We start from the raw sequence: 24,854 nt of genomic DNA, 5'->3' as shown, positions 1-24,854 counted from the left end.
GTACCCGCCAGCAGCAGTGGAGGAAGAGGCAAGACTCGGATCACTCAGGATATCCTTGCAGATCAAACGACTCCAGAGGCCCATATCAGATAGCGATCGACAACGAAAAAGGAGCCGCATGAGCGGCTCCTTCTGGTTCGACGTGATCAGCAGTTACCTTTCTTGGCCTGCCCCGGCGGGCAGAAGTCACCGCCTCCACGCTTGTGGTCGTGGTGTCCATCACCGATCTCGATGATTGGCTCGGCATCGATCCGCGCCGGTGTATAACTGCAACCTGCCACGAAAAGGGCACTCAGCATCACCAGGCTGACAACTCGCACGCTAGACTTCATCATCATTCCTTTTCCTGAAAATACACATTTCTCGATGCTCCATATCGTACCGGAATGTACGTCACCGAGAACGCAATTTCTCAACGAGTGGTAATGTGAGCCTCAAGCTTGCGGCATCAATCACGACAGGATCTGGCCATGTTCGATTTCAAGGAAGTGGAAGCCTTCGTGTGGATCACGCGCCTGGGGTCGTTCCGGCTGGCCGCCCAGCACCTGCATCTGACCCAGCCCTCGATTTCCGAACGCATCAACAAGCTGGAAACCACACTGGAAACCCGCCTGCTGGAGCGCACTCGCCGGCCGGTACAGCCGACGCTCAAGGGGCGTGAATTCTATCGCCACGCCGAGGCGCTTCTGGAAGCGCGCCAGAAAGCGCTATCCATGATGGAGCTGAATACGCCCTTCCAGGGCGTGCTGCGACTGGGTGTCGTCGAGACCGTCGCACATAGCTGGCTACCCGGCTTTCTGGCCGAACTGGCACGCCGCTATCCGGATCTCACGCTGGAGCTCGAGGTCGATAGCTCCCCGGGGCTTGCCGCCATGCTCACCGCCGGCGATATTGACCTCGCCTTTCTGATGGGGCCGGTGACGGCAGAGAGCGTGCTCAATCGTTTTCTCTGCAACTACACCATGGGCTTCGTGATCAGTCCCGCGCTGGGCTTCACAGAAGACAACTTTTCGTTGCGACGCCTGAATCACCTGCCGCTGATCTCGTTTGCCCGCAACAGCCGGCCTCACCATGAACTTGGCTCCATGCTCCATCAGATGGGGCTGGATGACGTGAAGCTGCATTGCTCAAGTTCCTTGTGGACCATCGTGCGCATGACGCTGGATGGCCTGGGCGTCGGCGCCATCCCGCCTCGCATCGTCGCCGAGGAAATCCGCCAGGGCACCCTGCTCAGTCTGCCTTGCGACCTCCCCGAACTGACCTTCACCGCCTCCTGGCCGACCCATATGGAAAGTGCCCTCGCCGAAGGCGTCTGCGAGCTTGCCATCGAGATCGCCCGCCAGGATCAGGAGGCGCATATCCATCAAGGGTAATATCCCAATTGCAGGGGGGGGGTCGAGGCATTCAAAAGCTACTCTGGTGCGCTTCCAACGTAACCATTATCACCTTCGAGGCATTACGGAAGCTGCCCTGAAAATCCTCCTCGGGGGCCATGCGCGGTAAGAAAATCACTACTACCCAAAAAAAAGCCCCGCACTGCGGGGCTTCTTGAATCAAGCTTGTCCGATGAGGACCATTTCATCTCGCAACCGGCTTGGAACATCTTCCAGCAACACGACATTGAGAACTTTTCCCCCATCTTCAGCTCGTGCAACACTCTCATCAAGAGAGGCGTTGATGTCGTTTGGTGAGAGGTTGTACATAGCACCAGTCAGAGGATCCACTATCAAATAGCCAATCAAACCACCAAAGAGAAGGTTTCCGGCGATATACCAGCCATTGGCCGACGATTCGATAGTGATCGTACGCGAATCATAGCCAGCTTTTGTAACTTCCACGGTGTAGGTCTTGCCACCGAAATAGGAACCATCCGACTTCTTAAGCTGAACAGTCGAGGGGGTTGTAGCCGAGAGAACTTCCTGTCCCTTTTCATCGGTAATGAGTATATCAGCATTGCTGGGAGAGCTATTCAATGTAATTGACTCATCCCTTTCGCCGACTATTGTGGCGCAGCCTGACAAGCTCAACACGCTGATCATTGCGCCCACGATATATTTGGTTTTCATTGCTTCCCCTTGCGTATTGGGATATCCCTAACCTGCATTCAGAACATGTACCTGGTCAATTGCATTATTATTGAGCGCGAAAGATACTTTTTAACCATCATACCGTCAATACTAATTTCAGGATTTGTTTGACATTAAAATGGCTTACATTGTCTTTGAGTAACCGCCGATGGTCATTTCTTGGACAATTTTTATATTTGAGGATAGGAATATCTAACTTTCATCGCTATCTGCTTTACAGGCTAACGCCGTTCCACACATGAAAGGAATTTCCGATGTGTTAACTCGATAAAAATCGATTGGATTTATCCGAATGCGCTTCTTATGGTGAAGACAGACAACAACAACTTCACAAGAAGCCCCTACGATGCCCCAGACACTTCTCAGTGCCGCGTCGTCCCCCCGCGAGGCACGCGAACAGATCCGCAGCGGTCATTGGGCCAGCCACACCAGCGGTATCGCTGCCGGTTACGCCCAGACCAACCTGATCATCCTGCCAGCCGAGGCTGCTGGCGAATTTCTGCAATTCTGCCAAGCCAATCCCAAGGCCTGCCCGTTGCTGGATGTCACGGCCGTCGGTTCTCCCGCCCCGACAGGGCTAGGTGAGAACATCGACCTGCGCCATGATCTGCCGGCCTATCACATCTACCGCCACGGCAAGCTTGAGGAAACGCGTGAGAATATCGCCGCCCTGTGGCAGAGCGATTTCGTGGCGTTTTCCATCGGCTGCTCGTTCTCGTTCGAAGAGGCGCTGCTCAACGAGGGTGTTGAGGTTCGCCATGCGCGCCTGAAGCGCAACGTGCCGATGTATCGCACCAATATCCCGCTGATCAGTGCCGGTCGCTTCCATGGCAACCTGGTGGTGTCCCTGCGCCCGATGTCGGCGGCACACGCCATTCGCGCGATCCAGATCACTACCGACATGCCTCGAGTGCACGGTGCGCCCGTCCATCTGGGCGACCCCGCCTTGATCGGTATTTCCGATATCGAAAGCCCCGACTTCGGCGATGCGCCTACGCTTGAGACAGGTGACCTCCCGGTGTTCTGGGCCTGTGGCGTCACACCACAACTGGCGCTGGAGAATGCCCGCCTGCCGTTGGCCATCGCACACTGCCCAGGCCACATGCTGATCACCGATATCCCCAATCATCGCCTCAAATACGGATGACCGCTTGTGGGAGCCACGGACCTGCTCCGCAACAGACAAGACCGTCAGATTCTTTCGATAACACCAGATGCACAACAACAATGGTGATTCCCATGAAGACACGTTTTGCCCTCTCCGCCCTTGGTCTCGCACTCGCCGCCGGTAGCGCCAATGCTGCCGACACCCTCAACGTGGTAGGCAGCTGGAGCAGCCTGGAGCTCAACCGTCAGTTCGAGAAGCCGTTCTGGAGCGAAACCCTCCCGGCCGCCAGCAATGGCGATCTCAGCACCCAGGTGACCACCTTCGATCAGATGGGCATCCCCGGCTCTGACGTCTATCGCTATCTGGGCGATGGTGTCTTCGATGTCGGCATGACCGTGGCCGACTACACCGTGTCCGATGCGCCGGAACTGGAAGGGCTGGATCTGCCGATGATGGCCCCCACTGCCGAGGAAGCACAGCAGGTCGCCGAGGCCTTCCGCCCTCTGGCGGAGTCCACCATGAACAAGCGCTTCAACAGCCACGTGCTGGCCATCGTGCCGTATCCGGCTCAGGTGCTGTTCTGCAATACGCCGATCGAAGGGCTCGATGACCTGCAGGACAAGAAGGTACGTGCCAGCGGCCGCTCCACCGGTGAGTTCATCGAGGCGTTGGGGGCACAGAGCCTCAACATCGCCTTCAACGAGGTGCCCGGCTCCCTGGAGCGTGGCGTCATCGACTGCGCCGTCACCGGTTCACTCTCTGGCTACAGCGCCGGCTGGCATGAAGTGTCCAGCCACCTGATGCCGCTGCCACTGGGGGGTTGGGATTACGTGATCACCGCCATCAATCAGGACAAGTGGCAGGGCCTGGGCGCCGAGACCCAGACGCTTATCCAGCAACAGGTGGACAGCGAGTTCACCGCGCCGGTGTGGGAAAACGCGCGTGGCGAGACCGCGCGTGGCGTGGCCTGCCTGACCGGCGAAGGCGATTGTCCGCTGGGCAAGAGCGCCGACATGACGCTGGTCGACTTCAGCGATGACGATGCCAAGCGTGCTCGTGCGGCGCTCGAAGACACCGTCCTGCCAGCCTGGGCGGCGCGTGTCGATGCCGAGACGCGCAAGACCTGGAACGAGAGTGTCGGCAAGGTCGTCGGCCTGACCGCCACCGCGGAGTGATCCACCGGCCCCTGCACGCGTAAATTCGCTCGTGGGCAGGGGCTGATAGCCCCGCCCTGCCCGAATACGGCAGACATGCTCCCCAGAGACACGGCGCTGAACGCCCCGGACCTCGCCTCATTGGCACGGATCATCCTCGTTCAGCCCCCAGCAGGACCCGACTCATGAACTCCTTCCTTCACGCACTCGATGTCCTCGTGTCGCTGACACGCGCGATATCACGCCACGCCGCACGCCTGATGGGGCTGTTGCTGCTGGCCGTCGTGGTCTTCATCGGCGCCGAGATCCTGATGCGCCAACTGTTCAATCATCCGCTGCCCGGCGTGCACGAATATGCCGGGTACGTGCTGGCGATGCTCTCGGCGTGGGGCCTTTCCCACACCCTGATGGAGCGCGCCCACATCCGTATCGATGTCGTGCACGGCAAGCTGCCGGCCTTCTCGCGCCATACCCTGGATATCCTCGCGATGCTGGCACTGAACTTGGTGGCCTGGGTGATTCTGATCAATGCCTGGCCGGTGCTCGGCAAGTCGTTGAGCAACGGCTCCACTGCCAACACCCCGCTGGCCACACCGCTGTGGATTCCGCAGCTGCTGTGGCTGTCCGGCTATGCCTGGTTCGCGATCACCACCAGCGTGCTGGGACTGCGCGTTCTCGTTGCCGCCTGTCTGCGTGACACCACCACGCTCGAGACGCTGGCCGGCCCCGATCACGGAGAAAGCGAAGGGGCTCTGGCCCAGGCTGCCTCCACGACCAAGGAGACTCGCTGATGTTGGGCTTTCTTTCGGTGGGTATCCTCACCCTGCTGCTGGCCGGCATTCCCGTTGCGGTCACGCTCTTCCTGCTCGCCTTCGGGATCGACCAGTTCTACTCCTTCTTCCCGCTGACCAAGGCGCTGGGCCAGAACCTGTGGTCTGCCGCGGACTCCTTCCTGCTGATCGCGATTCCGCTGTTCGTGCTGATGGGCGAGATCATCGTACGTGCCGGCATCGCCGAGAAGGCCTACCGCGCCATGGACCACTGGCTGTCTTGGCTGCCGGGCGGCCTGCTGCACGCCAACATCACCACCTCTGCGCTGTTCTCGGCGACCTCCGGCTCCTCGGTGGCCACGGCGGCGACGGTCTCGACCGTGGCCTTGCCCCAGGGCAAGAAGCTCGGCTATGACGCCAAGCTGTTCTGCGGCAGCATCGCCGCGGGCGGCACCCTGGGCATCCTGATTCCACCGTCGATCAACCTGATCGTCTATGGCTTCCTGACCGAGACGTCCATCCCGAAGCTGTTCATGGCCGGTCTGGTGCCGGGCCTCGGCCTGGCGGCACTTTTCATGCTGGCTTCGCTGCTGCTGTGTGTCTGGAAGCCGTCACTGGGCGGCCCGCGCCAGAGCGCGAGCTGGAGCACCCGCATCAAGAGCCTGTCGTTCCTGCTGCCGTTGCTGGTGCTGTTCATCGTCATCGTCGGCTCCATCTATCTGGGCTGGGCGACCCCGACCGAAGCCGCCGCCATCGGCGTGCTGGCCTCGCTGGGCCTCGCCGCCATCAACCGCACGCTGAATATGGCGATGATCAGCCGCGCACTGGACGGCACCGTCAAGACCACCTCGATGATCCTGTTCATCATCATGGCGGCCTCCTTCCTCAACTTCGCGCTGGCCTCCTCCGGCATGGTCCAGCAGGTCACCGGCCTGCTCGAAGCCTACGACCTGGGGCCCTTCGCGCTGCTGATGGCGGTGATCGCGCTGTTCATCGTGCTCGGTTTCTTCATCGAGACCCTGTCCTTGATGGTCATCACCATCCCCATCGTCACCCCGCTGATCGCCGCGGCCGGTTACGACAAGGTGTGGTTCGGCATCGTGATGATCCTGTTCGTCGAGCTGGCACTGATCACCCCACCCGTCGGGCTGAACCTCTACATCGTGCAGGCTTCACGGCGTGGCGAAGCCTTCGCCGACGTCATCATCGGTACCCTGCCATATCTGGGTGCGATGCTGGTGATGGCAGCGTTGCTGGTGGCCTTCCCGCAGATCGCGCTGTGGCTGCCTTCAGCGCTGTAAAGCCGCTTTTGCCTGACACCTGCTGGCAAGCCGGCAGGTGTCATTGACGCAACACCGTTCACTCAGACTTCTTGCACAGAACAACGACAACCCCCGATAACGGAGCGATCCCCATGCTGACCTTTACCCATGACAACGGCGAATTCACCCTTGATGTCCAGCGAGTCGCGATTGCCGGCTGGGCCGGACGCGACCAGGCGGGCGTGCAGCACCATATCGACGAGCTCAAGCTGCTGGGCGTGGCGCCGCCCTCCCAGACCCCGCTGTTCTACCGCGTGACCCGCGAGACCCTGACCCAGGCCTCTCAGGTCGCGATGCTCGGCGGCGAAGGCTCCGGTGAAGTCGAGACCTGTCTGGTCAGCGACGCCGAAGGCACCCTGTGGGTGACGATCGCCTCGGACCACACCGACCGCAAACTCGAAGCCGTCGGCGTCGCCGAATCCAAGCAGCTGTGCGCCAAGCCGATTGCCCGCCATGCCTGGAAGCTCAGTGAGGTCATCGACCACTGGGACAGCCTCGAGATCGAAAGCGAGATCGAAGACGCCGGCAAGACCGTGCGCTATCAGCAGGGAACCCTCGCCGAGCTGCTGCCGGTCGCCACCCTGATGGAGCGCCTGCCGGCCGGCATCGCCAAGGACGGCAGCCTGGCCCCCAACAGCGTGCTGCTGTGCGGCACCGTACCGGCGATCGGTGGCATCCGCCCCAGCCCGAGCTTTACCATGCGTCTGATCGACCCGCAGACCGGTCGTCGCATCGAGCACCGTTATGAGGTGGAAGAACTTGAGGTGGTGGCATGAGTGATGAGAGCAAGCGTCTTGAGCAGGCGCGTGAATTCTGGGCACGCCCGCCCCGCCAGCGCACGCTGACGCAGTTGCTGGAGGCCTACCAGACAGGCAGTTTCGGCCCCGAGCAGACTGCCACGGTGCTTGCCGAGCGCCATCAGGCCCTGGGTGAGAGTGCAAGCCACAGCATCATCAGCCGCGACGATGCGGCCATGAACGTACAGGCCACCGCTCAGCAGCAACTCAAGGCGACTGCGACGTCGTTGCCGCTGGGGGGGGTTCCGGTCTCGATCAAGGACCTCTTCGACGAGACCGGCATGACGACGTTGGCAGGCTCGCGGGCACTGGCCGGAAATCACCCAGCCGATCAGGACGCTGTGGCACTGAGCCGCCTGAAAGCCGCCGGCATCCTGCATGCCGGCCGCACCAGCATGAGCGAATTCGCGTTCTCTGGTCTGGGCCTCAACCCCCACATCGGCACGCCGCCCAACCCCTTCGACGCCGAGCGCATCACCGGCGGTTCGACTTCCGGCGGTGCCGCCTCCGTCGCCTTCGGGCTGGCCGCGGCGACCCTGGGCAGCGATACCGGCGGCTCGCTGCGGATTCCGGCGGCCTTCTGTGGCCTCACGGGTTTCAAGCCGTCACAGGCCAGCGTGCCGGGAGATGGCGCCTTCCCGCTGTCACCGAGCCTGGACTGCATCGGCCCCATCGCGCCCAGCGTCGCCTGCTGTCGCACGCTGTGGGAAGTCCTGAGCGGTGAGATCGCTGACGTGACGCCGCTCACTCGCCCGCTGACGCTGCTGGTGCCGGAGAGCGAGCTGGTCAATGAAGTGGACGCCGATGTGGCCGCCGACTTCGCCGCCCTGCTGGAACGGCTCGAGGGGCTGGGGGTTCGCCTCCAGCGTGCGCCGGTCGAGGCCATCGAGGCCGCTTACGCCATCAATCAGCGCGGCGGGCTGGTCATTCCGGAAGCAGCAGCCGTGCACCACGAACTACTGGCTGCCCATGAAGCCCAGTATGATCCGCTGATCGCCGAACGCCTGAACGGCGGGCGCGACATCACCTCCAGCGAGTATCTGGCGCGCCTGTGGCCGCGTACCGCCATCCAGCAACGCTTCGCTCAGCAGGTACAGGATGTCGATGCGGTGCTGATGCCGACCGTTGCCATGCGTGCCCCACGTCGTGACCTGCTGGAGCAGGATGGCGCGCTCTTCGCCCAGCTCAACAAGCGCGCGCTGCGCAACACCAGTGTCTTCAACTACCTGGATGCCAGCTCGATCTCGATTCCGGCGCCAGCACCACAGAACGAAGAACCGCTGGGCCTGATGTTGTCACGCCCTCAGGGCCAGGATGTGGCGCTGCTGCGCGTCGCCGAGACATTGGAGGCGCTGCTAGCGCGATAGTGACGTGCTGGATCATTGCAACAGCGCGCAGAGGATGAACGGCTGTTGGCAATACGCAGAAGGGCCTCCCTGCGGGAGGCCCTTCTTGTCTCTTCTGCTGGATATGCCAGCGAATCGTACTGTATCGGATCACTGGTCGAGAATGATCGAGGTAATCACGCCGGTCGCGACCGCTGTCAGAACGTAGCGGCCATCCACCTTCAACCAGCGGTGCCCTTCCGGCGGCCGGGACAGGTGATGGGCCTTCCAGTCGCTGACCCAGTAACGCTTGTCGTTGTAGTAAGCGCGCGAGACGTGGTCACCGCGTTTCCAGTTCTTGGGGCCACTGGAATGGCGTGCAGCTTGGGACTGGCCATGCCCTTGTTTGGCGTGTTGCTGTTTGGCGTGTTTCTTCTGTCCTTGCTGATTGCCTTGCTGATTGCCTTGCGGCTGCTTTCGCTGTTGCTGGTGTTGCTGATCGTGTCCACGATTACCACGATCGTCAGGTGCCGCCTGAACCACGGAAGCGCTCATCAGCGCAATGACCATGCCGAGGGCTGTCAGAGTACGGTGTCGCATGTTCGTTCTCCTTGTCATGCCGGGACACGGGGGGTGTCAAGAATTACAAAACACTGTTCCATAATTCTGTGGGCTGCAAGGGAAAACTGCAAGCTCCACGCGTCCTCTTCACTTTTTCTGACGATATGCCCGCGCATGTCGCAAGAAAGGCAGCCGATGTTGGCAGAAAGCGACATCCTCGGCCTCGCGCGTAGGCATCGGGCCAGTGTCACAGCGTCACGGCCCCAGAAGAATCTCTTCGATGATGCCACTTTGGATATCCGTCAACACATAACCGCTCTTGAGCTGGATCCAGCGCTGCCCTTCGCCAGGTTCGGGCAGTCGGGATTGCTGCCAGTCCTTCACCCGCAGACTCTCATCGGAGGCCAGTGCATCAGGCAGCTGGTCACCCCGTCTGAGCAGAGGCTCACGCTCCGCCGAGCTGGCGTCGGACCTTTCTGCCTGTGGCCCCTTGTGCTTCTCCTGAGCCCCCTGCTGCTTCTCACTCTCCAGAGCTTCCTGTCCGCCCTGCTGCTGGTTCTTCTCCTGAGCCTCCTGCTGCTCCTGAGCTTCCTGAGCCTGTTGCTGCTTCTGGATCTGCTTGAGGTCACGCATCTGCTCGGCCTGGACACGCTGAGCCTTGGCCTGCCCTTCCAGTGCTTCATGCTTCTTCTTGAGATGATCGTCGCTGTCCTTGCCGTCTTCCGCGGCCTGCACCGCTGAAGCGCACAACACAGCCAACGCCAGAGTCAGCCCTCGCAAAGCCCCTTTATTCATGTCTTGCCTCCTCATCAGGCTGGATGCCTCTGGCGTGCCAAGTCTGGTTCAGGCAACGATGATTGCCATCAACAAGCAGCGAGACGGGTTGATCGCCATTCACGCTACCAGCATAACGTGTCAGCAACGCAATTTGCGGTCAGATACGCCTCCCGTTTAGAGACTTTCGCTTCAATGACAAGCACTTGACGCCAGATATCGCTCATCTGGCCAAGATGGCAGAAGATCGGAGAACACTCGGTAGCAGACTGACTGCCGCTCATGAAAGAACCCTGGCCGCTCTTGATCACAAAAAAAGTGCGACCGGGTAACCGGCCGCACTCCTTTCACATCACCGCCTCAACAGTGGCTTCGATCAGAAGCCTTCGAGGACGATCTTGCCCCTGGCCTTGCCACTTTCCAGCAAGGCATGCGCGCGCTTGAGGTTCTCGGCGTTGATGGTGCCGAAGGTTTCCGTCGCGGTGGAGGTGATTCTGCCAGTGTCCAGCAGACCCGCCACCTTGGTGAGGATCTCGCCCTGACGCGTGATATCGGCGGTGGTGAACAATGAGCGAGTGAACATCAGCTCCCAATGGATGGACACGGCCTTGGGCTTGAACGGCACCACATCGAGGGTCTCCGGGTCATCTATCATGCCGAAACGGCCCTGCGGCGCGATCAATTCGGCGACCTGCGGCGCGTAGTGCTCGGAGAAGTTGGTCGAGAACACGAAGGCCGGTGCACCGATGCCCAATGCCTCGATCTGAGCCGGCAGCGGCTGGCTGTGGTCGATGACGTGATGCGCGCCCAGTGACTTCACCCACTCACGGGTCTGCGGGCGTGACGCCGTGGCGATGATGGTCAGGTCGGTCAGCTCACGCAGCAGCTGGATGGTGATGGAGCCCACGCCTCCGGCCCCGCCGATGATCAGGATGGCCCGTGCAGCACCCGGCACCGGCTCTGTGACACGCAGACGATCGAACAGCATCTCGAAGCCGGTCAGCGTGGTCAGCGGCAGTGCAGCCGCCTCATGGGCCGCCACGGATCTGGGCGCATGACCGACGATGCGCTCATCCACCAGGTGGAATTCGCTGTTGGTGCCGGCGCGGGTGAGATCTCCGGCATACCAGACCTTGTCGCCCGGGGCGAAGGCAGTGACCTTGTCACCGATGGCGACGACTTCGCCCACGGCATCCCAGCCGATGACAGCAGCTTCGCCGGCGGCCGGCTCGCGGCTCTCACGAATCTTGTAATCCACCGGATTCACCGAGACCGCAGCAACCTTGACCAGCAGGTCGTGACCGGTGGCGACCGGCGTCTCGAGTTCGATATCGACCAGGGCGTCGTCACGATCAACGGAACCGGCAGCGTAGTAACCAATGGCTTTCATCAGAGTCTCTCCTGAGGATCATGTCAGTCACGGCAGCGCTGAATGGCCTTGCCGTGATGCGATGACAGCATGTTAACTCTCTGGACTTGGCGTAAAAACAGCCCTAACCCGCAAGGTTAATCCGGACAAACCGGATAATGCATGACGAGTTTGCGTGTTGCGTGCAAGCAGCCGCCGACGGGTCATCGGCTTCAGGCGCGAGCTGCCCCGACGGGTCATCGTCGCCAGGCACAAAAACGACAACGCAGGACGCTCGTGAGACACGTCCTGCGCAGATCAAAGGCTAGCGAGGCCCCCAGGGCGACAGGGCAATGAGTTGCCCAAGGCCCAAGGGAGTAAGGGAGCAAGGGAGCAAGGGAGCAAGGGTCAGTTGGCGGGTGTCAGCTTGAGCAGGTAGTAATGCCTGTCACTGCCATCCACGCCCTGATTGAGTGCCGGATGGGTGTTCAGCTGGTTGGTGGTGAGGTAGAGACTGCCATCCGGCGCGAAGGCGAAGCCATCCGGCCAGCGCAGACGCTCGTCATCCTGAGCGATCACCGACATGCCCTCCGGCGATGAGAAGGTCAGTGCATTGTGCTCTGCGTCACCGGCGATGATGCCGCCGCGGCGGCCATCGAAGATGAAGCCATCATTGGGGCGCTTGGGGGCGTAAGGCGTGATGGCGCGAGCCAGTTCCGCCGCCGTGGCAGTATCATCGGCCAGCTCAGCCGCCGGCAGGCGATAGATCTCGCTGCCGTTCACGCCACCGAAATAGACGACGTCATCCGCCGGATCGAAGGCGATGGCATTCAAGCCCAGGTACCAGGGCTTCGCCTCACCATTATTGTCGCCCTTGGCCGCCATCAGATGGCCATTGATGACCATGTCGTGTTCCACCGGCATCAGCCTTTCATCGCTCTGCAGCACGCGACGCGTCTTGCCGCTGACGATATCCACCACCACGAAGGCCGGTTTCATGCTGGAAGCCGGCGCGGTAAATGTCATGTCAGCGATATAGATCTTGCCGCGCTGCTCATCAATGACGAAATCCTGCAGGAAGGAGATCGGCAGCACGCTGTCACCGGCAAGCGAAATCACCTTCTTGAGCGAATCACTGCGGGTATCCCAGCCCACCAGCCTGGGCGCACTGCCCTGGCTGCCCATGTCGAGCATCCACACCACGCCCTGACTGTCGGAGTGCACACCGATGATCGAGGCGATGCCGACCTCGCCCTTTTCCGGGCCATCGGCCCAGTCCAGATTCGGGAACGGCACACGCTTGCCGTCCTGGGTGATCTCGACCACGCGCAGTGCCGGTGCATCGAGTGGCTGCTGGGACATGATCAAGCGGCCATCCGGCGTGAAGGTGATGTTGCCGGGTCGGGTGTCCGAATATTCGGCGACGGTGGTCAGCATGCCGTCGCGCAGGGAGGCGGCTTGCGCATTCCGAGGTTTCACGGCCGTGCTGTCAGCGCCCGCCTGAGTGGCGCTGGCGACAGTGGCAACGCCCAGCGAGGCGACGAGAATAGTAGTCTTGAGGCGAGAAAACGGCATGGGGACTCCTTGCCCGCCGATTGGCGCTGTGCGCTGCACCGGCAGGGTCGATGTAGGTGAGATAGAGAGACTGGGCGGTGACGTGGCCAGCGCCCGGAATTTGTCGAGATTCAGGTGTGAAGATTCAGGTGCGATGAATCAGATGCGACGCATCAGGCGCGGCGACGCAGGTCGTCTTCCAGTTCGCTCAAGCGAGGATTGCCAATATAGAGCTGAGAGAGGTCCTTGAGGGCCGCGGCGCCGATGCGCAGGCGGGCCTCCTTGCGCACCACCAGCGTGGCGTCATCCCGGGTACCCAGCAGCCCCTTGGGCTCCTTGAGGGCGCGAATCCGGTAGCGGTGATGCAGAAACTGCGGATGCCACAGCGGCACCACGACCCAACGTCCCTGCGCCACCGCCGCTTCGTAACGATCGAAACAGTCCGCTTCGCTGCCGGTGCGGAAGACATACCCGGCGGCGTCCAGACCATATTGCTTGATCATCTCGGCCGAGAAGCGACTGATGCCGGCCCCCGGATTGATGCCCTGGATGATCAGCTCCAGCTTGCTGAGCGCCGGTTCCCGCAGCAGGTCCGTGACGCTTGCCACCGCGCTTTGTGGCACGTAATCCGGCACTCCCCAGATGCAATACGGCTCATAGATGACGGCGAGCTTGTCGACGTCATCCAGCATGGGGGCCAGGTAGGCCTCATGACTCGACGGCAACCAGGCGGAGGCCAGAATGTCGACCTCCCCTCGCCCCAGCATCGCGAAGGCCTCTTCGTGGGGAGCAGAGGCGAAGGTCACCTCATGGCCGTGGCTCTCCAGAACACGCGCCACTTCCCGAGCACTGGCCTCATGGAAGGACAACGCGATATGGCCGATACGGATGGGGTCTGTCATGACTGCCTCGAGTGGGTTGTTGAAGGAGAAAGAAAGCGAGCAGGCCTGCATGGCCGCAGTGGTAAGCCAGGGCCCATATCCAGGGCCATATCCAAGGCCCAGGCCCGCCCTCAGTCGAAGGCCGTCATTTCATGCAGGGTGAATTCGCTGACCGCGCCTTCGGTCGCTGCCACATACTCTTCCAGGTGCGGGGCCTGCATGTGCTGCTGCCAGAGCTCCCGCGAGGCCCAATTCTCATGAAAGGTGAAGTGCGCCGGGTTATCGTTGTTCTGGTGCAGGGTGTAGCCAAGGCAGCCTTCCTCGGCACGGGTGATCGGCACCAGTGCCAGAAGCGCTGCTTTGACCTGCTCGATCTGGTCCGGCTTGGCATGGATATTGGCGATGATGGTCAGCTGGGTCATGAAAGGCACTCCGTGGCGTGATCGGGAAGCTTGAGTTGCGCAAGCGATGTGGTCATCCTAGCCACAAGCCTCATCCGTATAAACATCCAACTTACGCAAAGATAATTCGGAAAAACCGTACAATGCTGCTGGATAATATCGCCCTGTTCCTGACCATCATCGAGAAAGGCAGTCTGACCGCCGCAGGACGCGAGACGGGGCTGTCGCCCACCACCGTGTCCGAGCGCCTCGCCGCGCTGGAAGCCCATTACGGGGTGGTGCTGCTCAACCGCACCACGCGCGCCATCAGCCTGACCGAAGAAGGCCGGACACTGATGGAAGAAGCTCGCGGCCTGCTCGACAGCGTCTCGGAACTGGAGACCCGCATCCGCCTGGGCGCCCAGACTCTCACCGGCCGCATTCGCGTCAGTGCGCCGAGCGACCTGGGCCGCAATGCCCTGTCACGCGCCATCACCGAATTCCAGCATCTGCACCCCACCATCGAGATAGAACTGCTGCTGTCAGACAGCTACGTGGATATCGTCGGCCAGGGGATCGATCTTGCCCTGCGCTTCGGCACCATCATGGACAGTACGCTGCGCGTGCGGCATCTGGGCCAGAAACGCCGCCTGCTATGCGCCTCCCCCGCCTATCTGGCGCAGCATCCTGCGCCGCTGACGCCGGTGGACCTCAAGCACCACAACTGCCTGGTGATGCGCTTCGGCAAGAGCCTCGACAACGAGTGGCGCTTCGGCAGCCACAAGGTGCCGCAGATCGTCACCGTCAGTGGCAACCGGATCGCCAATGACGGCGAACTGGTGCGCCAGTGGTGCCTGGAAGGGTTGGGCATCGCCCTGAAATCGGAAGTCGATGTGAAGGAGGATCTGCGTGCGGGTCGCCTGATCGAACTGCTGCCGGAACATGCCGCGCCGCCCTCGCCGCTGCAGCTGCTGTTTCCGCCGGCGCGCGCCCAACCTCGTCGCGTGCAGGCATTTGCCCAGCACCTGGTCGAGACCTTCAGCGAATCACTATCGCATCCGCAATAGCCTGAAACGCAAAAGCCCCCGGCAACCAAAGGCTGCGGGGGGAGCTTTCATCATCCGGCACCCTACACTAGCCACCGTCTCCTTAAGAGCGTATAGCTGCTTCCACCCGCCAGCTGGGCGACTTCTCTGACCCCGACACGCTTGGACTTGTTCGTAGCTTACTCTCCCTCGCCGACTACACTCTTCGAGCTGGTTTCGCTTGGCGCAGGGTATCCAGCTCCTTCAGATAACGCTCCAGCACCAGATTGGGTGGGCGGCTCTTGCGCGTGATGGCGCTGTAATAGGTGACATAGGAGTTGGCCACCGGGCTGAGCGCCTGCATCTGGCCATCGCGCACCCAGCGCTCGGCATAGTGGGTGGGCAGATAGCCGAGATAGCGCCCGGAAAGCACCAGGAAGGCGATGCCCTCGCGGTCAGTCGCGGAGGCGGCGGCCTTGAGCGGCTCATGCAGCGCCTTGATCGCAGGCGTCTGGGCGTAGGCCGGCAGCACCGCATCATGCTGGCGAATCTCTTCCTCGCCCACCGGACGTCCCCGCGCGAGGGTATCGCCCGCGCGGGGTTCACGAAACAGCACATGGCCCCGTGCGCAGTAAAGGCAGGAGGTTTCCTCGTAGAGCGAGCGATACTCGAGCCCCGGCAGCGTCTTGAGCGTCGGGATCACCCCGGTATGCAGACGGCCATCCAGCACGGCGCGCTCGATCTCGTTGGGGGGAATCATGCGGATGTTGATCATCACCTCCGGGCCGTGACCCTTCAGCGCACTCAGCGCATCCGTGATGTGCATCTCGGGCATGGTGACCAGATTGTCGGTGATGCCGATGTTCAGCTCACCCTTGAGCCAGGCATGCAGACCATTGATGCGTGTGCGAAAGCCCTCTGCCGCCGCCAGCATCTGCATCGCGGCCTCGTGGACTTCCCGCCCCTCATTGGTGAGAGCAAACCCGCTGCGCCCGCGCTGACAGAGCTTGAGGCCCAGCCGCGTCTCCAGGTCACTCATCGCCATGCTGATGGCGGAGCGACTGATGTTGAGCTCGATCTCGGCCGCTGAGAAGCCACCACACTCCACCACCTTGCGAAAGATACGCAGCAGACGCAGGTCGGTATCGCCGAGCTGCCCCCGCATGACCTCGCCTCGCATAGGCCCGCGCCTCCTGTTATTGAACGGTTCCGCGACAGACGGCGCCTGACTGCGCCGAGATGGCGTAGCGAACGCCAGCGGAAAGTTAAGTAAATGCTTTCCTGAAGGTAAAGACAATGGCATTTATCTTACCAAAAGGACTTCCTAATCTAGTTGGACAGGAGCCGAGAACCAACAACAACACTCTGTGGGAGACATCATGACCGCCTTCGATACATCCCCTTCCGCCCAGGCAGGCTTGAGCCAGGAGCAGCTCGATGCCTACTGGATGCCCTACACGGCCAACCGCCAGTTCAAGCAGGACCCGCGCATCATCACCAAGGCGCAGGGGGCCTACTTCACGGACTCCCAGGGCCGTCAGATCTTCGATGGCCTGTCGGGTCTCTGGACCTGCGGTGCCGGCCATTGCCGCCCGGAAATCGCCGAGGCGGTCAGTGCGCAGCTGCGCGAGCTGGATTACGCGCCCGCCTTCCAGTACGGCCATCCCAAGGCCTTCGAGCTGGCGCATCGCATCAAGACGCTGATGCCTGAGGGGCTGGATCACGTCTTCTTCACCGGCTCCGGCTCCGAGAGTGCCGACACCTCACTGAAAATCGCGCGTGCCTACTGGCGCAAGAAAGGCAAGCCGACCAAGACCAAGCTGATCGGACGCAGCAAGGGCTATCACGGCGTCAACTTCGGGGGCTTCAGTGTCGGTGGCATCGGGGCCAACCGCTCGCTCTACGGTCAGGGGGTCGATGCCGATCACCTGCCGCATACCCTGCTCAAGGAAAATGTCTTCACGCCCGGCATGCCCAGGACCGGTGCCGAGCGCGCCGATGAGCTGCTGGAGCTGATCGCGCTGCATGATGCCTCCAATATCGCCGCCGTCATCGTCGAGCCGATGGCAGGCTCCGCCGGCGTGCTGCCACCGCCAGTAGGCTATCTCAAGCGCCTTCGCGAGATATGCGACCAGCACGACATCCTGTTGATCTTCGATGAGGTCATCACCGGCTTCGGACGCATGGGCGCCATGAGTGGCGCCGAGGAATTCGGGGTCACGCCGGACATCCTCAACGTCGCCAAGCAGATCACCAATGGCGCGGTGCCGATGGGCGCCGTGGTCGTCAAGGGCGACATCTACCAGACCTTCATGGACAACGGCGGCCCCGACTACATGATGGAGATTCCCCACGGCTACACCTACTCCGGTCACCCGGTGGCGTGTGCCGCGGCGCTGGCAGCCCTCGACGTGCTCGAGAACGACCAGCTCATCTCCCGTGTCCGCGAGCTGAGTCCGGTGTTCGAGAAGAAGCTGCACGAGCTCAAGGGCACGCGCTACATCAGCGACATCCGCAACTACGGTCTGGCCGGTGCCCTGCAGGTCGAGGCCTATCCCGGCGAGCCGGCGCGGCGCCCGTATGAGATTGCCATGCACTGCTGGAAGGCCGGTTTCTATGTCCGTTACGGCGGCGACACCATCCAGCTGGGCCTGCCGTTCATCACCGAACACGACGAGCTGGACCGTCTGATCAATGCCCTCGGCGATGCCTTCGCCGCCCAGGACTGACGCTCGAAGCTCAAGGCTGACGGTCGACGCTCAAGGCTGACCATCGACGTTCAAGACTGACCATCAACATTCAGAACTGACGATCAACACCACTTCATTCATCGCCATTCATTTCACAAGTCATCTCAGGGAGACCCACCCAATGAAGACGCTCGGACACCTCATCAACGGCAACATCGATCACAGCGAAGGCCGTACCCAGGACATCTTCAATCCCTCCACCGGCGAAGTCGGCGGTCAGGTGCGCCTGGCCAGCAAGGCGACGGTCGAGGAAGCCATCGCGGCCGCCGAGGCCGCCTTCCCGGAGTGGCGCAACACGCCGCCGATCAAGCGCGCCCGAGTGATGTTCCGCTTCAAGCAGCTGCTGGAAGAACATGCCGACGAGATCGCCCGCCTGATCGGTCAGGAGCACGGCAAGATCTGTCACGATGCGCTGGGCGAATTGCAGCGCGGCATCGAGAATGTCGAATATGCCTGCAGCGCCCCGGAACTGCTCAAGGGCGAGCACAGCCGCAATACCGGCCCGGGCATCGATTCCTGGAGTGAATTCCAGCCGCTGGGCGTGGTTGCCGGCATCACGCCGTTCAACTTCCCGGCCATGGTGCCGCTGTGGATGTACCCGATGGCGATCGCCTGCGGCAATACCTTCGTCCTCAAGCCCTCCGAGCGCGACCCGACCTCCACGCTGTTCATCGCCGAGCTGCTGATGGAGGCCGGTCTGCCGGCCGGCGTCATGAATGTCGTCAATGGCGACAAGGAAGCCGTCGATACGCTGCTGGACGACCCGCGCATTCAGGCGGTCAGCTTCGTCGGCTCCACCCCGATCGCTGAATACATCTACAGCCGCGCCGCAGCCAACGGCAAGCGCTGTCAGGCCCTCGGTGGCGCCAAGAACCACGCCATCGTGATGCCGGACGCCGACATGGAATACGTGGCCAACTCACTGAATGGCGCCGCCTTCGGCTCCTCCGGTGAGCGCTGCATGGCACTGTCCGTCGCGGTGGCCGTGGGCGATGACGCCGCCGACAAGCTGATCGCGCAGATGAAGCAGCAGATGGAAGGCCTCAAGGTCGGCATCTACAGCGACAAGGGCAATGATTTCGGCCCGCTGATCACCGCGGCCCATCGTGACAAGGTGGTCGGCTACATCGACAGCGCCGAGCAGCAAGGCGCGACGGTGGTGGTCGATGGCCGCAATCCGCAGGTCGAAGGCGGCGAGAACGGCTTCTTCGTCGGCGGCACCCTGATCGATGGCGTCACCCCGGAGATGACCTGCTACCAGGAAGAGATCTTCGGCCCGGTGCTGCTGGTCGTGCGCGCCGATTCGATGGAAGCCGCCATGCAGCTGATCAATGATCACGAATACGGCAACGGCACCTGCATCTACACCCGTGATGGCGAAGCCGCCCGCTACTTCAGTGATCACATCCAGGTCGGCATGGTCGGCATCAACGTGCCGCTGCCGGTACCGGTTGCCTATCACAGCTTCGGCGGCTGGAAGCGCTCGCTGTTCGGCGATCTGTCCGCCTACGGCCCGGATGCGGTGCGCTTCTACACTCGCCGCAAGACCATCACCCAGCGCTGGCCTTCCGCCGGTCTGCGTGAAGGCGCCCAGTTCGCCTTCCCGTCCTGATCCATCGCCTTCGCTTTCTGATCCATCACGAACGCGGATCATCGTCTGATGACAACTGCGCCGGACAGCCCTGCTGTCCGGCGCTTTCATGTGCTAATCATGCAGGGTCATGCCGGCAGTCAGCCCCTGCCCCTTGCAGTGGCCAGAAACGGCTCCACATAGTCAGGACATCTCATCACGAGAATCCCGACAACATCGGCGGTCAGCACCGTCACAAGGAGCCAAGATGATCTGGGTAATCGCCACCGTTACCGCCAAGGAAGGCCACGTTCAGGATGTCTTCAATGAACTCTGCGCCGTCGCGCCCACCGTGCGCGAGGAAGATGGCTGCCACGCCTACCACCCGTGCCTGGACTCCGAACGCGCCGCCGACAAGGACAACGACCCACGCCCCGACACCATCACCGTGGTGGAAGCCTGGGAATCCCACGATGCGCTGCAGGCCCACCGTGAGACCGAACACATGCAGCGCTTCCGCGACAACGCCGGTGACTGGATCGCCGATGGCGATATCCGCATCCTGAGCCCGGCGGGCTGATAGACAGAACAGCATTGGGAAAGACCCAAAAAAGCCCGACCTCCAGGAGGCCGGGCTTTTTTATCGGGCTTGCTGTCATGACGGCATATCATTTACCGCTACAACCCCGGTTTCACTCCTGCGGCTGATCCTCGGACAATTGCATGATCATGCGCGTCGTCAGGTAAAGGCGTGGCACGACGCTATCGACCAGCACGAACTCCTGATCGCTGTGATAGCCGCCGCCGACGAGACCCAGGGATTCGAGCACTGCCGGTTTATCGGAATCTGCATGATAGGCGTAGGCTGCATCGGTGCCGCCACCGATCTCGACCGCTTGCAGTGTCTGCCCCAACTCTTGATAGATCTTCTGGGCCTGCTCGGCCAGCTGCTGACTCTGCGGATTGTCAGGCAGCGGCGGACGCCCCTTCTCGAGGTGGAACTCCACTTCGGTATCATCGATCAACTGGTTCTTCGTGATGGCCTGCGCTTCTTCCAGGACACGCTGATACTCGCTGCTATCGAAGTAGCGCATATCACCTTCCGCCCTGGCATGCTCCGGAATCACGTTGCGCTTGACGCCGCCCTCGACGATCGTCCAGTTGAGCGTCGTCTCCTTGTCCGCATCATCAAGCTCATTCAACTGCAGCAGCTGATGAGACAGCTCCATGATGGCGTTGCGCCCTTCCTCTGGTGCGCCACCGGCATGGGAGGCACGGCCCTTCACCTCGAGAAACGCATAGTTGATGCCCTTGGTGACGACGGTGACGGCATCAACTCCCGGGTCAGCGAAGGTAGGCTCGAATACCAGCACGGCATCCTGATCTGCCGATAGCTCATGAATCAGGTCATGCGAGCCAGGCGAGCCCTTCTCCTCATCAGGATTGAAGACAACCGTCACCTGGCCATAGTCATCAAACCCGAGCGACTTCAGCGCCTCGAGACTGTGCAGAATAACGGCTGCGCCACCCTTGGCATCGCCCACGCCCGGGCCATAGGCACGCCCATCCTCGATACGGAAGGCACGCTCCGTGGCGGCGCCTTCATCGAAGACGGTGTCGTAGTGAATCATCAACATTATCTTGCGACTGCCATCTCCCTGCAGGCGACCGACAATCGTATTGCCGCCATAGGTCTTGGCAGGGTGCGTTTCCACCTGTGCGCCAAGCGCTTCGAGATGCTGGGTCAGCATTGCCTCAACGTCATTCAAGCCTTCACGGTAGCCCGTTCCCGAATCCAAGTTGACCAGTGATTCCAGCGTCTCCAGCAGAGGTGCTCGCTGTTGCTCGACGGCATCCTGCACATCCTGATAGTCCGCCGCTTGCGCACTGGCACTGCACATACCGCATGCCAAACCCACCGCCAACATCGGAAGCCGCATTTTCCACCTCTAATATTTTTATATAAGGAATAACGAAGGTAAGGCGGATATCAGGCAAACGCAAACGCGAGGCCTACCGGGAAATTTTTTCTGCTAGCAGCTTTACCTGCCGTCCACCATTGAACACAGGTGCACTTCATCTGATCTGCGTCTCGTGAATGTGCAGCACTCGCAGGGATTATCGGTTGCCTGAGGGCTTCTCAGCGCCGATACTGTATATGAATACAGTATCGAAAGGAGACCCCACCCATGACCGTATCTGCCGCTCAACCGTCCCACGCCTCGCTGGCTCGCCCTCATCCAGCGCCGGAGCCCTGTGCGCTGCCGCACCCTCACATCACGGGGCGCGCTGGCATTTCCGGCTTCCCCTCGCCGGCCGAGGATTACGCGGGGCGCACGCTGGACCTCAACGAGCGGCTGATCAAGCGCCCGGCAGCGACCTTCTTCATGACGGTGGCGGGTGACAGCATGGAAGGCTTCGGCATCTATGAGGGTGACACCCTGGTGGTAGACCGCTCCATCGATGCCCGCCCCGGGCATATCGTGGTGGCACTGGTCGAGGGTGAGGTGGTGGTCAAGCGTTATGAGCTGATCGGTCAGCGCCCCTATCTGAGCTCCGGCAATGCTCTGTATCCGCCGGTCGCGATCTTCGACCTCGAATGCCAGGTCTGGGGGGTGGTGCGTTCCGTCATCCACGAATACGCGGTATGAAGACGCCGATGATCGGACTGGTCGACTGCAACAACTTCTACGCCAGCTGCGAGCGAGTGTTCGACCCGCGCCTGGAGGGCCGCCCTGTCGGCGTGATGTCCAACAATGACGGCTGCGTGATCGCGCGCTCCAACGAACTCAAGGCGCTGGGCGTGGAGATGGGCACCCCCGCCTTCCAGCTACAGTCACTCGTCCGTGAGGGGCGCATCCACCTGCTCTCCTCCAACTATGAGCTGTATGGCGACATGTCGGCGCGCGTGCGTGAGGTGCTGGAGGAATATTCCGCCGGGGTCGAGCCCTACTCCATCGATGAGATGTTCGTGCGTTTCGATGGCTTTGATCGCAACTCGATGCTGACATTGAGCCGCACCCTGCACCGTAATGTCCGCAAGTTCACCGGCATTCCCGTATGTGTCGGGGTCGCGCCAACTCGAACGCTGGCCAAGTTGGCCAATCGCGCTGCCAAGAAACGTCCGGAATTCGGCGGTGTCTGCGTGCTGGAACCCGATGAAGTCGGCACCCAGCGCCTGCTGGCCGATACGCCACTGGGCGATGTCTGGGGCGTGGGCCGACGACTGGTCGAACGCTTGGCACTGCAAGGCCTGCACACTGCCTGGGACCTGCGCTGCGCCGACCCGCGCGCCATCGGCCAGCGGTATTCCGTGGTACTGGAACGCACCGCGCGCGAACTGCAAGGCACGCTCTGCTTCGAGATGAATGATGCCGATGACGCCCGCCAGCGCATCATGACCTCGCGCTCCTTCGGGCGCATGACCGGTGACTTGAATGAACTCAGGGATGCCATCCGCCAACATGCCCAGCGCGGCGCCGAGAAGCTGCGCCATCAAGGCAGCCTGACACGCGCCGTACTGGTCTTCCTCAAGAGCAATCGTCACCGACCCGACCTGCCGCAATACTCACCCAGCACCATCGTCGAGCTGCCCGCCCCCACCAATGACAGCCGCGAGATACTCGCCGCCGCGCAACAGGCGCTGGAGCATATATACCTGCGCGGCTATCGCTTCATGAAGGCTGGCGTGATGCTGCTCGACCTCATCGACCAGCCACGCGAGCAACTCTCGCTGCTGGAAAGCGAAGATGACATCGCCAGGCGTGAACGCAGTCAGCAGCTGATGGCGACACTGGACGCCATGAATCAGAAGATGGGCCGCGGCACCGTGCGTCTGGGCGTCGCACGCCCCGACGCCGCCTGGCAACTGCGCTGCGCCCACCGCAGCGCCCGCTACACCACCAACTGGCAGGAATTGAAGCGGTTGCGTTAGTGGATATGAACTGACTTCTCCACTGCAGGAACAGAAACGATGGAAGTGCCTGAGCCTAAACCCAGGTACAAAGAGGCAGCCCAAGAACAAGCTCAATAACAATAGCCCCCATAACCCGTCTGGATATAGCCAAGGGTCATGAGGGCTTGGGTAAAGCTAGCATCTAGGAGTTGCTTGAAAGGTTATACCAGCTTAAGCAGCGACCTGCTCTCTCAAGCGTTGAGACTCAAAGTATTCTTCAGCCGCAATAGTGGTCTTGAAATCAGCATCACCATGACCTATTTCAATCACCGCCTCTCGAATTGAAGAGAGTTCAACATGGAAGAACTCTTTGCGCAGATTCACGGCATTCACTCGATGATGTGAAAACTTGCGGTGAAGTGCTGTTTCCATCGCCGGAGCATCATCTGAGAAGATCAAAGCATGAACGTCAAATGAGAACGGTACGCTGGCATCACCTAGCTCTTTCACACGATCCATAGGATCGAGGCGACGAGTCATACCAATCTTGTAGACATTTTCGCCAAAAGAACCAATATTACTGATGATATAGACGTAACCACGACGTGTCTGCTCTGCCAGACTCTTGGTACGTTCCTTGGCTGCTTCCGCTTCCTGTAGACGCTGCTCGAGATCAGCCACTTTGGCTTCAGCCAATGCTCGCTCCTCTGCTGACGCCTGCTCAAGCTCATTCTTGGCGCGTGCAAGAATATCTTGATACATCTCTTCCTCACGCTGCGCAGCTTCGATAGCAGTTCTGTATTCCTTTTCAGCCCTGGCCTCTTCTCGCATTTGCTCACGAATGATTCGCTGCTCTTCAACCTCTTCTTTCTTCTTCAGCGTGTATTGATATTGAACCCCACACTCCTCGTATTTGAGAGCGACATAATCAGTATTCAGCCCACAACGGAGTGATGCAACCAGCTTCTCAAGGTCACTCGCAATTTTTTCGAACTGACTCAATGTTCGCTCGAAATTAGAAGGACTATGTAGTGGTCAAGTGCTTTTGGCCACCGAGCTTTGAGCATTCCAGTAGTTCTTTTCTGCCAAATTCGGCGGTATCCCATCGTTATGCTTGTGCGGTCGGAGGCTGCTGTAGTAACCGATCATATAATCAGTGACAGATCGCTTCGCCGCAGCAACATCGGGATAGCCGATCTCTGGTATCCATTCCGTTTTCAGGCTTCTGAAGAAGCGCTCTGTTGGGGCATTGTCCCAGCAATTGCCACGGCGACTGAGACTCAGTGTCATTCGGTAGCGCCAGAGCATCTGCCGGAATGCCCGGCTGGTGTACTGGCAACCCTGATCCGAATGAAACAGGATATTCCGTGGCTCTCCACGCGATTCGTAGGCCATGGTCAGCGCTTTCTTTACCAGCTCCGTGTTCGGCGATAGGGACAATGCCCACCCCACGGGTTTACGAGCATACAAGTCGATGACCACTGCCAGATAAGCCCAGCGTGCCCCTGTCCAAATATAGGTAATGTCGCCGGTCCATACCTGATTGGGCTTCT

General features: G+C 60.9%; 25 protein-coding genes and 1 pseudogene. 13 read left to right on the top strand and 13 right to left on the bottom strand.

Annotated features, from left to right (window positions below; all coding sequences use genetic code 11):
• Nucleotides 1-146 precede the first annotated feature (146 nt).
• Nucleotides 147-338 (bottom strand): hypothetical protein, encoded by a 192-nt coding sequence (locus QQF40_RS10695; protein ID WP_043332127.1) that lies wholly within the window; start codon nucleotides 336-338, stop codon nucleotides 147-149.
• Nucleotides 339-470: 132 nt separating this feature from the next.
• Between QQF40_RS10695 and QQF40_RS10690 the strand changes: the two genes are divergently transcribed.
• Complete coding sequence (locus QQF40_RS10690; RefSeq protein ID WP_285461290.1) at nucleotides 471-1,373, top strand: LysR family transcriptional regulator; 903 nt, start codon at nucleotides 471-473, stop codon at nucleotides 1,371-1,373.
• A gap of 180 nt (nucleotides 1,374-1,553) precedes the next feature.
• Here QQF40_RS10690 and QQF40_RS10685 read toward each other — a convergent pair whose 3' ends face one another.
• On the bottom strand, nucleotides 1,554-2,066 hold the full coding sequence (locus QQF40_RS10685; RefSeq protein ID WP_285461289.1) for a hypothetical protein: 513 nt from the start codon (nucleotides 2,064-2,066) through the stop codon (nucleotides 1,554-1,556).
• 367 nt (nucleotides 2,067-2,433) lie between these two features.
• On the opposite strand from QQF40_RS10685, the gene QQF40_RS10680 reads away from it, so the two are divergent.
• The 6 genes from QQF40_RS10680 (at nucleotide 2,434) to QQF40_RS10655 (ending at nucleotide 8,605) form a co-directional block, all read left to right on the top strand.
• Nucleotides 2,434-3,234: a putative hydro-lyase gene (locus tag QQF40_RS10680; protein ID WP_285461288.1), complete on the top strand. Its 801-nt coding sequence runs from the start codon at nucleotides 2,434-2,436 to the stop codon at nucleotides 3,232-3,234.
• A gap of 92 nt (nucleotides 3,235-3,326) precedes the next feature.
• On the top strand, nucleotides 3,327-4,370 hold the full coding sequence (locus tag QQF40_RS10675; RefSeq protein WP_285461287.1) for a TRAP transporter substrate-binding protein: 1,044 nt from the start codon (nucleotides 3,327-3,329) through the stop codon (nucleotides 4,368-4,370).
• A 164-nt stretch (nucleotides 4,371-4,534) separates the two neighbouring features.
• Nucleotides 4,535-5,140, top strand: a complete 606-nt coding sequence (locus QQF40_RS10670; protein WP_054555982.1) for a TRAP transporter small permease subunit — start codon at nucleotides 4,535-4,537, stop codon at nucleotides 5,138-5,140.
• On the top strand, nucleotides 5,140-6,420 hold the full coding sequence (locus tag QQF40_RS10665; protein ID WP_285461285.1) for a TRAP transporter large permease: 1,281 nt from the start codon (nucleotides 5,140-5,142) through the stop codon (nucleotides 6,418-6,420). Before QQF40_RS10670 ends, QQF40_RS10665 begins: the two co-directional genes overlap by 1 nt.
• 113 nt (nucleotides 6,421-6,533) lie before the next feature.
• Nucleotides 6,534-7,217, top strand: a complete 684-nt coding sequence (locus QQF40_RS10660) for a DUF2848 domain-containing protein (protein WP_052384353.1) — start codon at nucleotides 6,534-6,536, stop codon at nucleotides 7,215-7,217.
• Nucleotides 7,214-8,605 (top strand): amidase family protein, encoded by a 1,392-nt coding sequence (locus QQF40_RS10655; protein WP_285461284.1) that lies wholly within the window; start codon nucleotides 7,214-7,216, stop codon nucleotides 8,603-8,605. Before QQF40_RS10660 ends, QQF40_RS10655 begins: the two co-directional genes overlap by 4 nt.
• A 129-nt stretch (nucleotides 8,606-8,734) precedes the next feature.
• On the opposite strand, the gene QQF40_RS10650 is transcribed toward QQF40_RS10655, so the two are convergent.
• The 6 genes from QQF40_RS10650 to QQF40_RS10625 all read right to left on the bottom strand — a co-directional run bounded on the left by QQF40_RS10650 (nucleotide 8,735) and on the right by QQF40_RS10625 (nucleotide 14,103).
• Nucleotides 8,735-9,163, bottom strand: coding sequence for an RcnB family protein (locus tag QQF40_RS10650; protein WP_285461283.1), 429 nt, complete (start codon nucleotides 9,161-9,163; stop codon nucleotides 8,735-8,737).
• Nucleotides 9,164-9,379: 216 nt separating this feature from the next.
• Nucleotides 9,380-9,919, bottom strand: a complete 540-nt coding sequence (locus QQF40_RS10645; RefSeq protein WP_285461282.1) for an RcnB family protein — start codon at nucleotides 9,917-9,919, stop codon at nucleotides 9,380-9,382.
• Nucleotides 9,920-10,274: 355 nt separating this feature from the next.
• The gene (locus tag QQF40_RS10640) at nucleotides 10,275-11,288 is read right to left on the bottom strand and encodes a zinc-binding alcohol dehydrogenase family protein (protein ID WP_285461281.1); all 1,014 of its coding nucleotides are present in this window, start codon (nucleotides 11,286-11,288) and stop codon (nucleotides 10,275-10,277) included.
• 366 nt (nucleotides 11,289-11,654) lie between these two features.
• Nucleotides 11,655-12,821 (bottom strand): L-dopachrome tautomerase-related protein, encoded by a 1,167-nt coding sequence (locus QQF40_RS10635; RefSeq protein ID WP_285461279.1) that lies wholly within the window; start codon nucleotides 12,819-12,821, stop codon nucleotides 11,655-11,657.
• Between the two features lie 152 nt (nucleotides 12,822-12,973).
• A complete protein-coding gene (locus QQF40_RS10630; RefSeq protein ID WP_043332337.1) occupies nucleotides 12,974-13,702 on the bottom strand; it encodes a glycine betaine ABC transporter substrate-binding protein in 729 nt (242 codons plus the stop codon).
• 110 nt (nucleotides 13,703-13,812) lie between these two features.
• Nucleotides 13,813-14,103 carry a putative quinol monooxygenase gene (locus QQF40_RS10625; RefSeq protein ID WP_043332148.1) on the bottom strand — a complete coding sequence of 97 codons (291 nt, stop codon included), beginning with the start codon at nucleotides 14,101-14,103 and terminating at the stop codon, nucleotides 13,813-13,815.
• A gap of 122 nt (nucleotides 14,104-14,225) precedes the next feature.
• Here QQF40_RS10625 and QQF40_RS10620 point away from each other — a divergent pair, with 122 nt between their 5' ends.
• Nucleotides 14,226-15,128: a LysR family transcriptional regulator gene (locus QQF40_RS10620; RefSeq protein ID WP_043332149.1), complete on the top strand. Its 903-nt coding sequence runs from the start codon at nucleotides 14,226-14,228 to the stop codon at nucleotides 15,126-15,128.
• A 175-nt stretch (nucleotides 15,129-15,303) separates the two neighbouring features.
• On the opposite strand, the gene QQF40_RS10615 is transcribed toward QQF40_RS10620, so the two are convergent.
• The gene (locus QQF40_RS10615; protein WP_043332151.1) at nucleotides 15,304-16,266 is read right to left on the bottom strand and encodes a LysR family transcriptional regulator; all 963 of its coding nucleotides are present in this window, start codon (nucleotides 16,264-16,266) and stop codon (nucleotides 15,304-15,306) included.
• A 199-nt stretch (nucleotides 16,267-16,465) separates the two neighbouring features.
• Here QQF40_RS10615 and aptA point away from each other — a divergent pair, with 199 nt between their 5' ends.
• The 3 genes from aptA to QQF40_RS10600 all read left to right on the top strand — a co-directional run bounded on the left by aptA (nucleotide 16,466) and on the right by QQF40_RS10600 (nucleotide 19,986).
• Nucleotides 16,466-17,815, top strand: a complete 1,350-nt coding sequence (aptA, locus tag QQF40_RS10610) for an omega-aminotransferase AptA (RefSeq protein WP_043332339.1) — start codon at nucleotides 16,466-16,468, stop codon at nucleotides 17,813-17,815.
• A gap of 142 nt (nucleotides 17,816-17,957) precedes the next feature.
• A complete protein-coding gene (locus QQF40_RS10605) occupies nucleotides 17,958-19,448 on the top strand; it encodes a CoA-acylating methylmalonate-semialdehyde dehydrogenase (RefSeq protein WP_043332153.1) in 1,491 nt (496 codons plus the stop codon).
• Nucleotides 19,449-19,674: 226 nt separating this feature from the next.
• Nucleotides 19,675-19,986, top strand: a complete 312-nt coding sequence (locus tag QQF40_RS10600) for a putative quinol monooxygenase (protein ID WP_043332154.1) — start codon at nucleotides 19,675-19,677, stop codon at nucleotides 19,984-19,986.
• Nucleotides 19,987-20,098: 112 nt separating this feature from the next.
• On the opposite strand, the gene QQF40_RS10595 is transcribed toward QQF40_RS10600, so the two are convergent.
• Nucleotides 20,099-21,307: a glutamate carboxypeptidase gene (locus tag QQF40_RS10595; RefSeq protein ID WP_240548749.1), complete on the bottom strand. Its 1,209-nt coding sequence runs from the start codon at nucleotides 21,305-21,307 to the stop codon at nucleotides 20,099-20,101.
• Between the two features lie 288 nt (nucleotides 21,308-21,595).
• On the opposite strand from QQF40_RS10595, the gene QQF40_RS10590 reads away from it, so the two are divergent.
• Together QQF40_RS10590 and QQF40_RS10585 are read left to right on the top strand one after the other, a co-directional pair.
• Nucleotides 21,596-22,057, top strand: coding sequence for a LexA family protein (locus QQF40_RS10590; protein ID WP_043332158.1), 462 nt, complete (start codon nucleotides 21,596-21,598; stop codon nucleotides 22,055-22,057).
• 8 nt (nucleotides 22,058-22,065) lie between these two features.
• Nucleotides 22,066-23,340 (top strand): Y-family DNA polymerase, encoded by a 1,275-nt coding sequence (locus QQF40_RS10585; RefSeq protein ID WP_285461403.1) that lies wholly within the window; start codon nucleotides 22,066-22,068, stop codon nucleotides 23,338-23,340.
• Nucleotides 23,341-23,532: 192 nt separating this feature from the next.
• On the opposite strand, the gene QQF40_RS10580 is transcribed toward QQF40_RS10585, so the two are convergent.
• The 3 genes and pseudogenes from QQF40_RS10580 to QQF40_RS10575 form a co-directional block, all read right to left on the bottom strand.
• A complete protein-coding gene (locus QQF40_RS10580) occupies nucleotides 23,533-24,132 on the bottom strand; it encodes a GIY-YIG nuclease family protein (RefSeq protein WP_502871432.1) in 600 nt (199 codons plus the stop codon).
• A 48-nt stretch (nucleotides 24,133-24,180) separates the two neighbouring features.
• Nucleotides 24,181-24,312 (bottom strand): annotated as a pseudogene (locus tag QQF40_RS17150) (hypothetical protein); the annotation flags it as partial.
• 24 nt (nucleotides 24,313-24,336) lie between these two features.
• A partial coding sequence (locus QQF40_RS10575; RefSeq protein ID WP_285461276.1) for an IS3 family transposase occupies nucleotides 24,337-24,854 on the bottom strand: 518 nt, incomplete at its 5' end.

This window comes from Cobetia sp. LC6 (genome assembly GCF_030264805.1).
Lineage (GTDB): Bacteria > Pseudomonadota > Gammaproteobacteria > Pseudomonadales > Halomonadaceae > Cobetia.
Note: the sequence above shows the minus strand (reverse complement) of the source record. Positions and strands in the feature narration are given on the sequence as shown.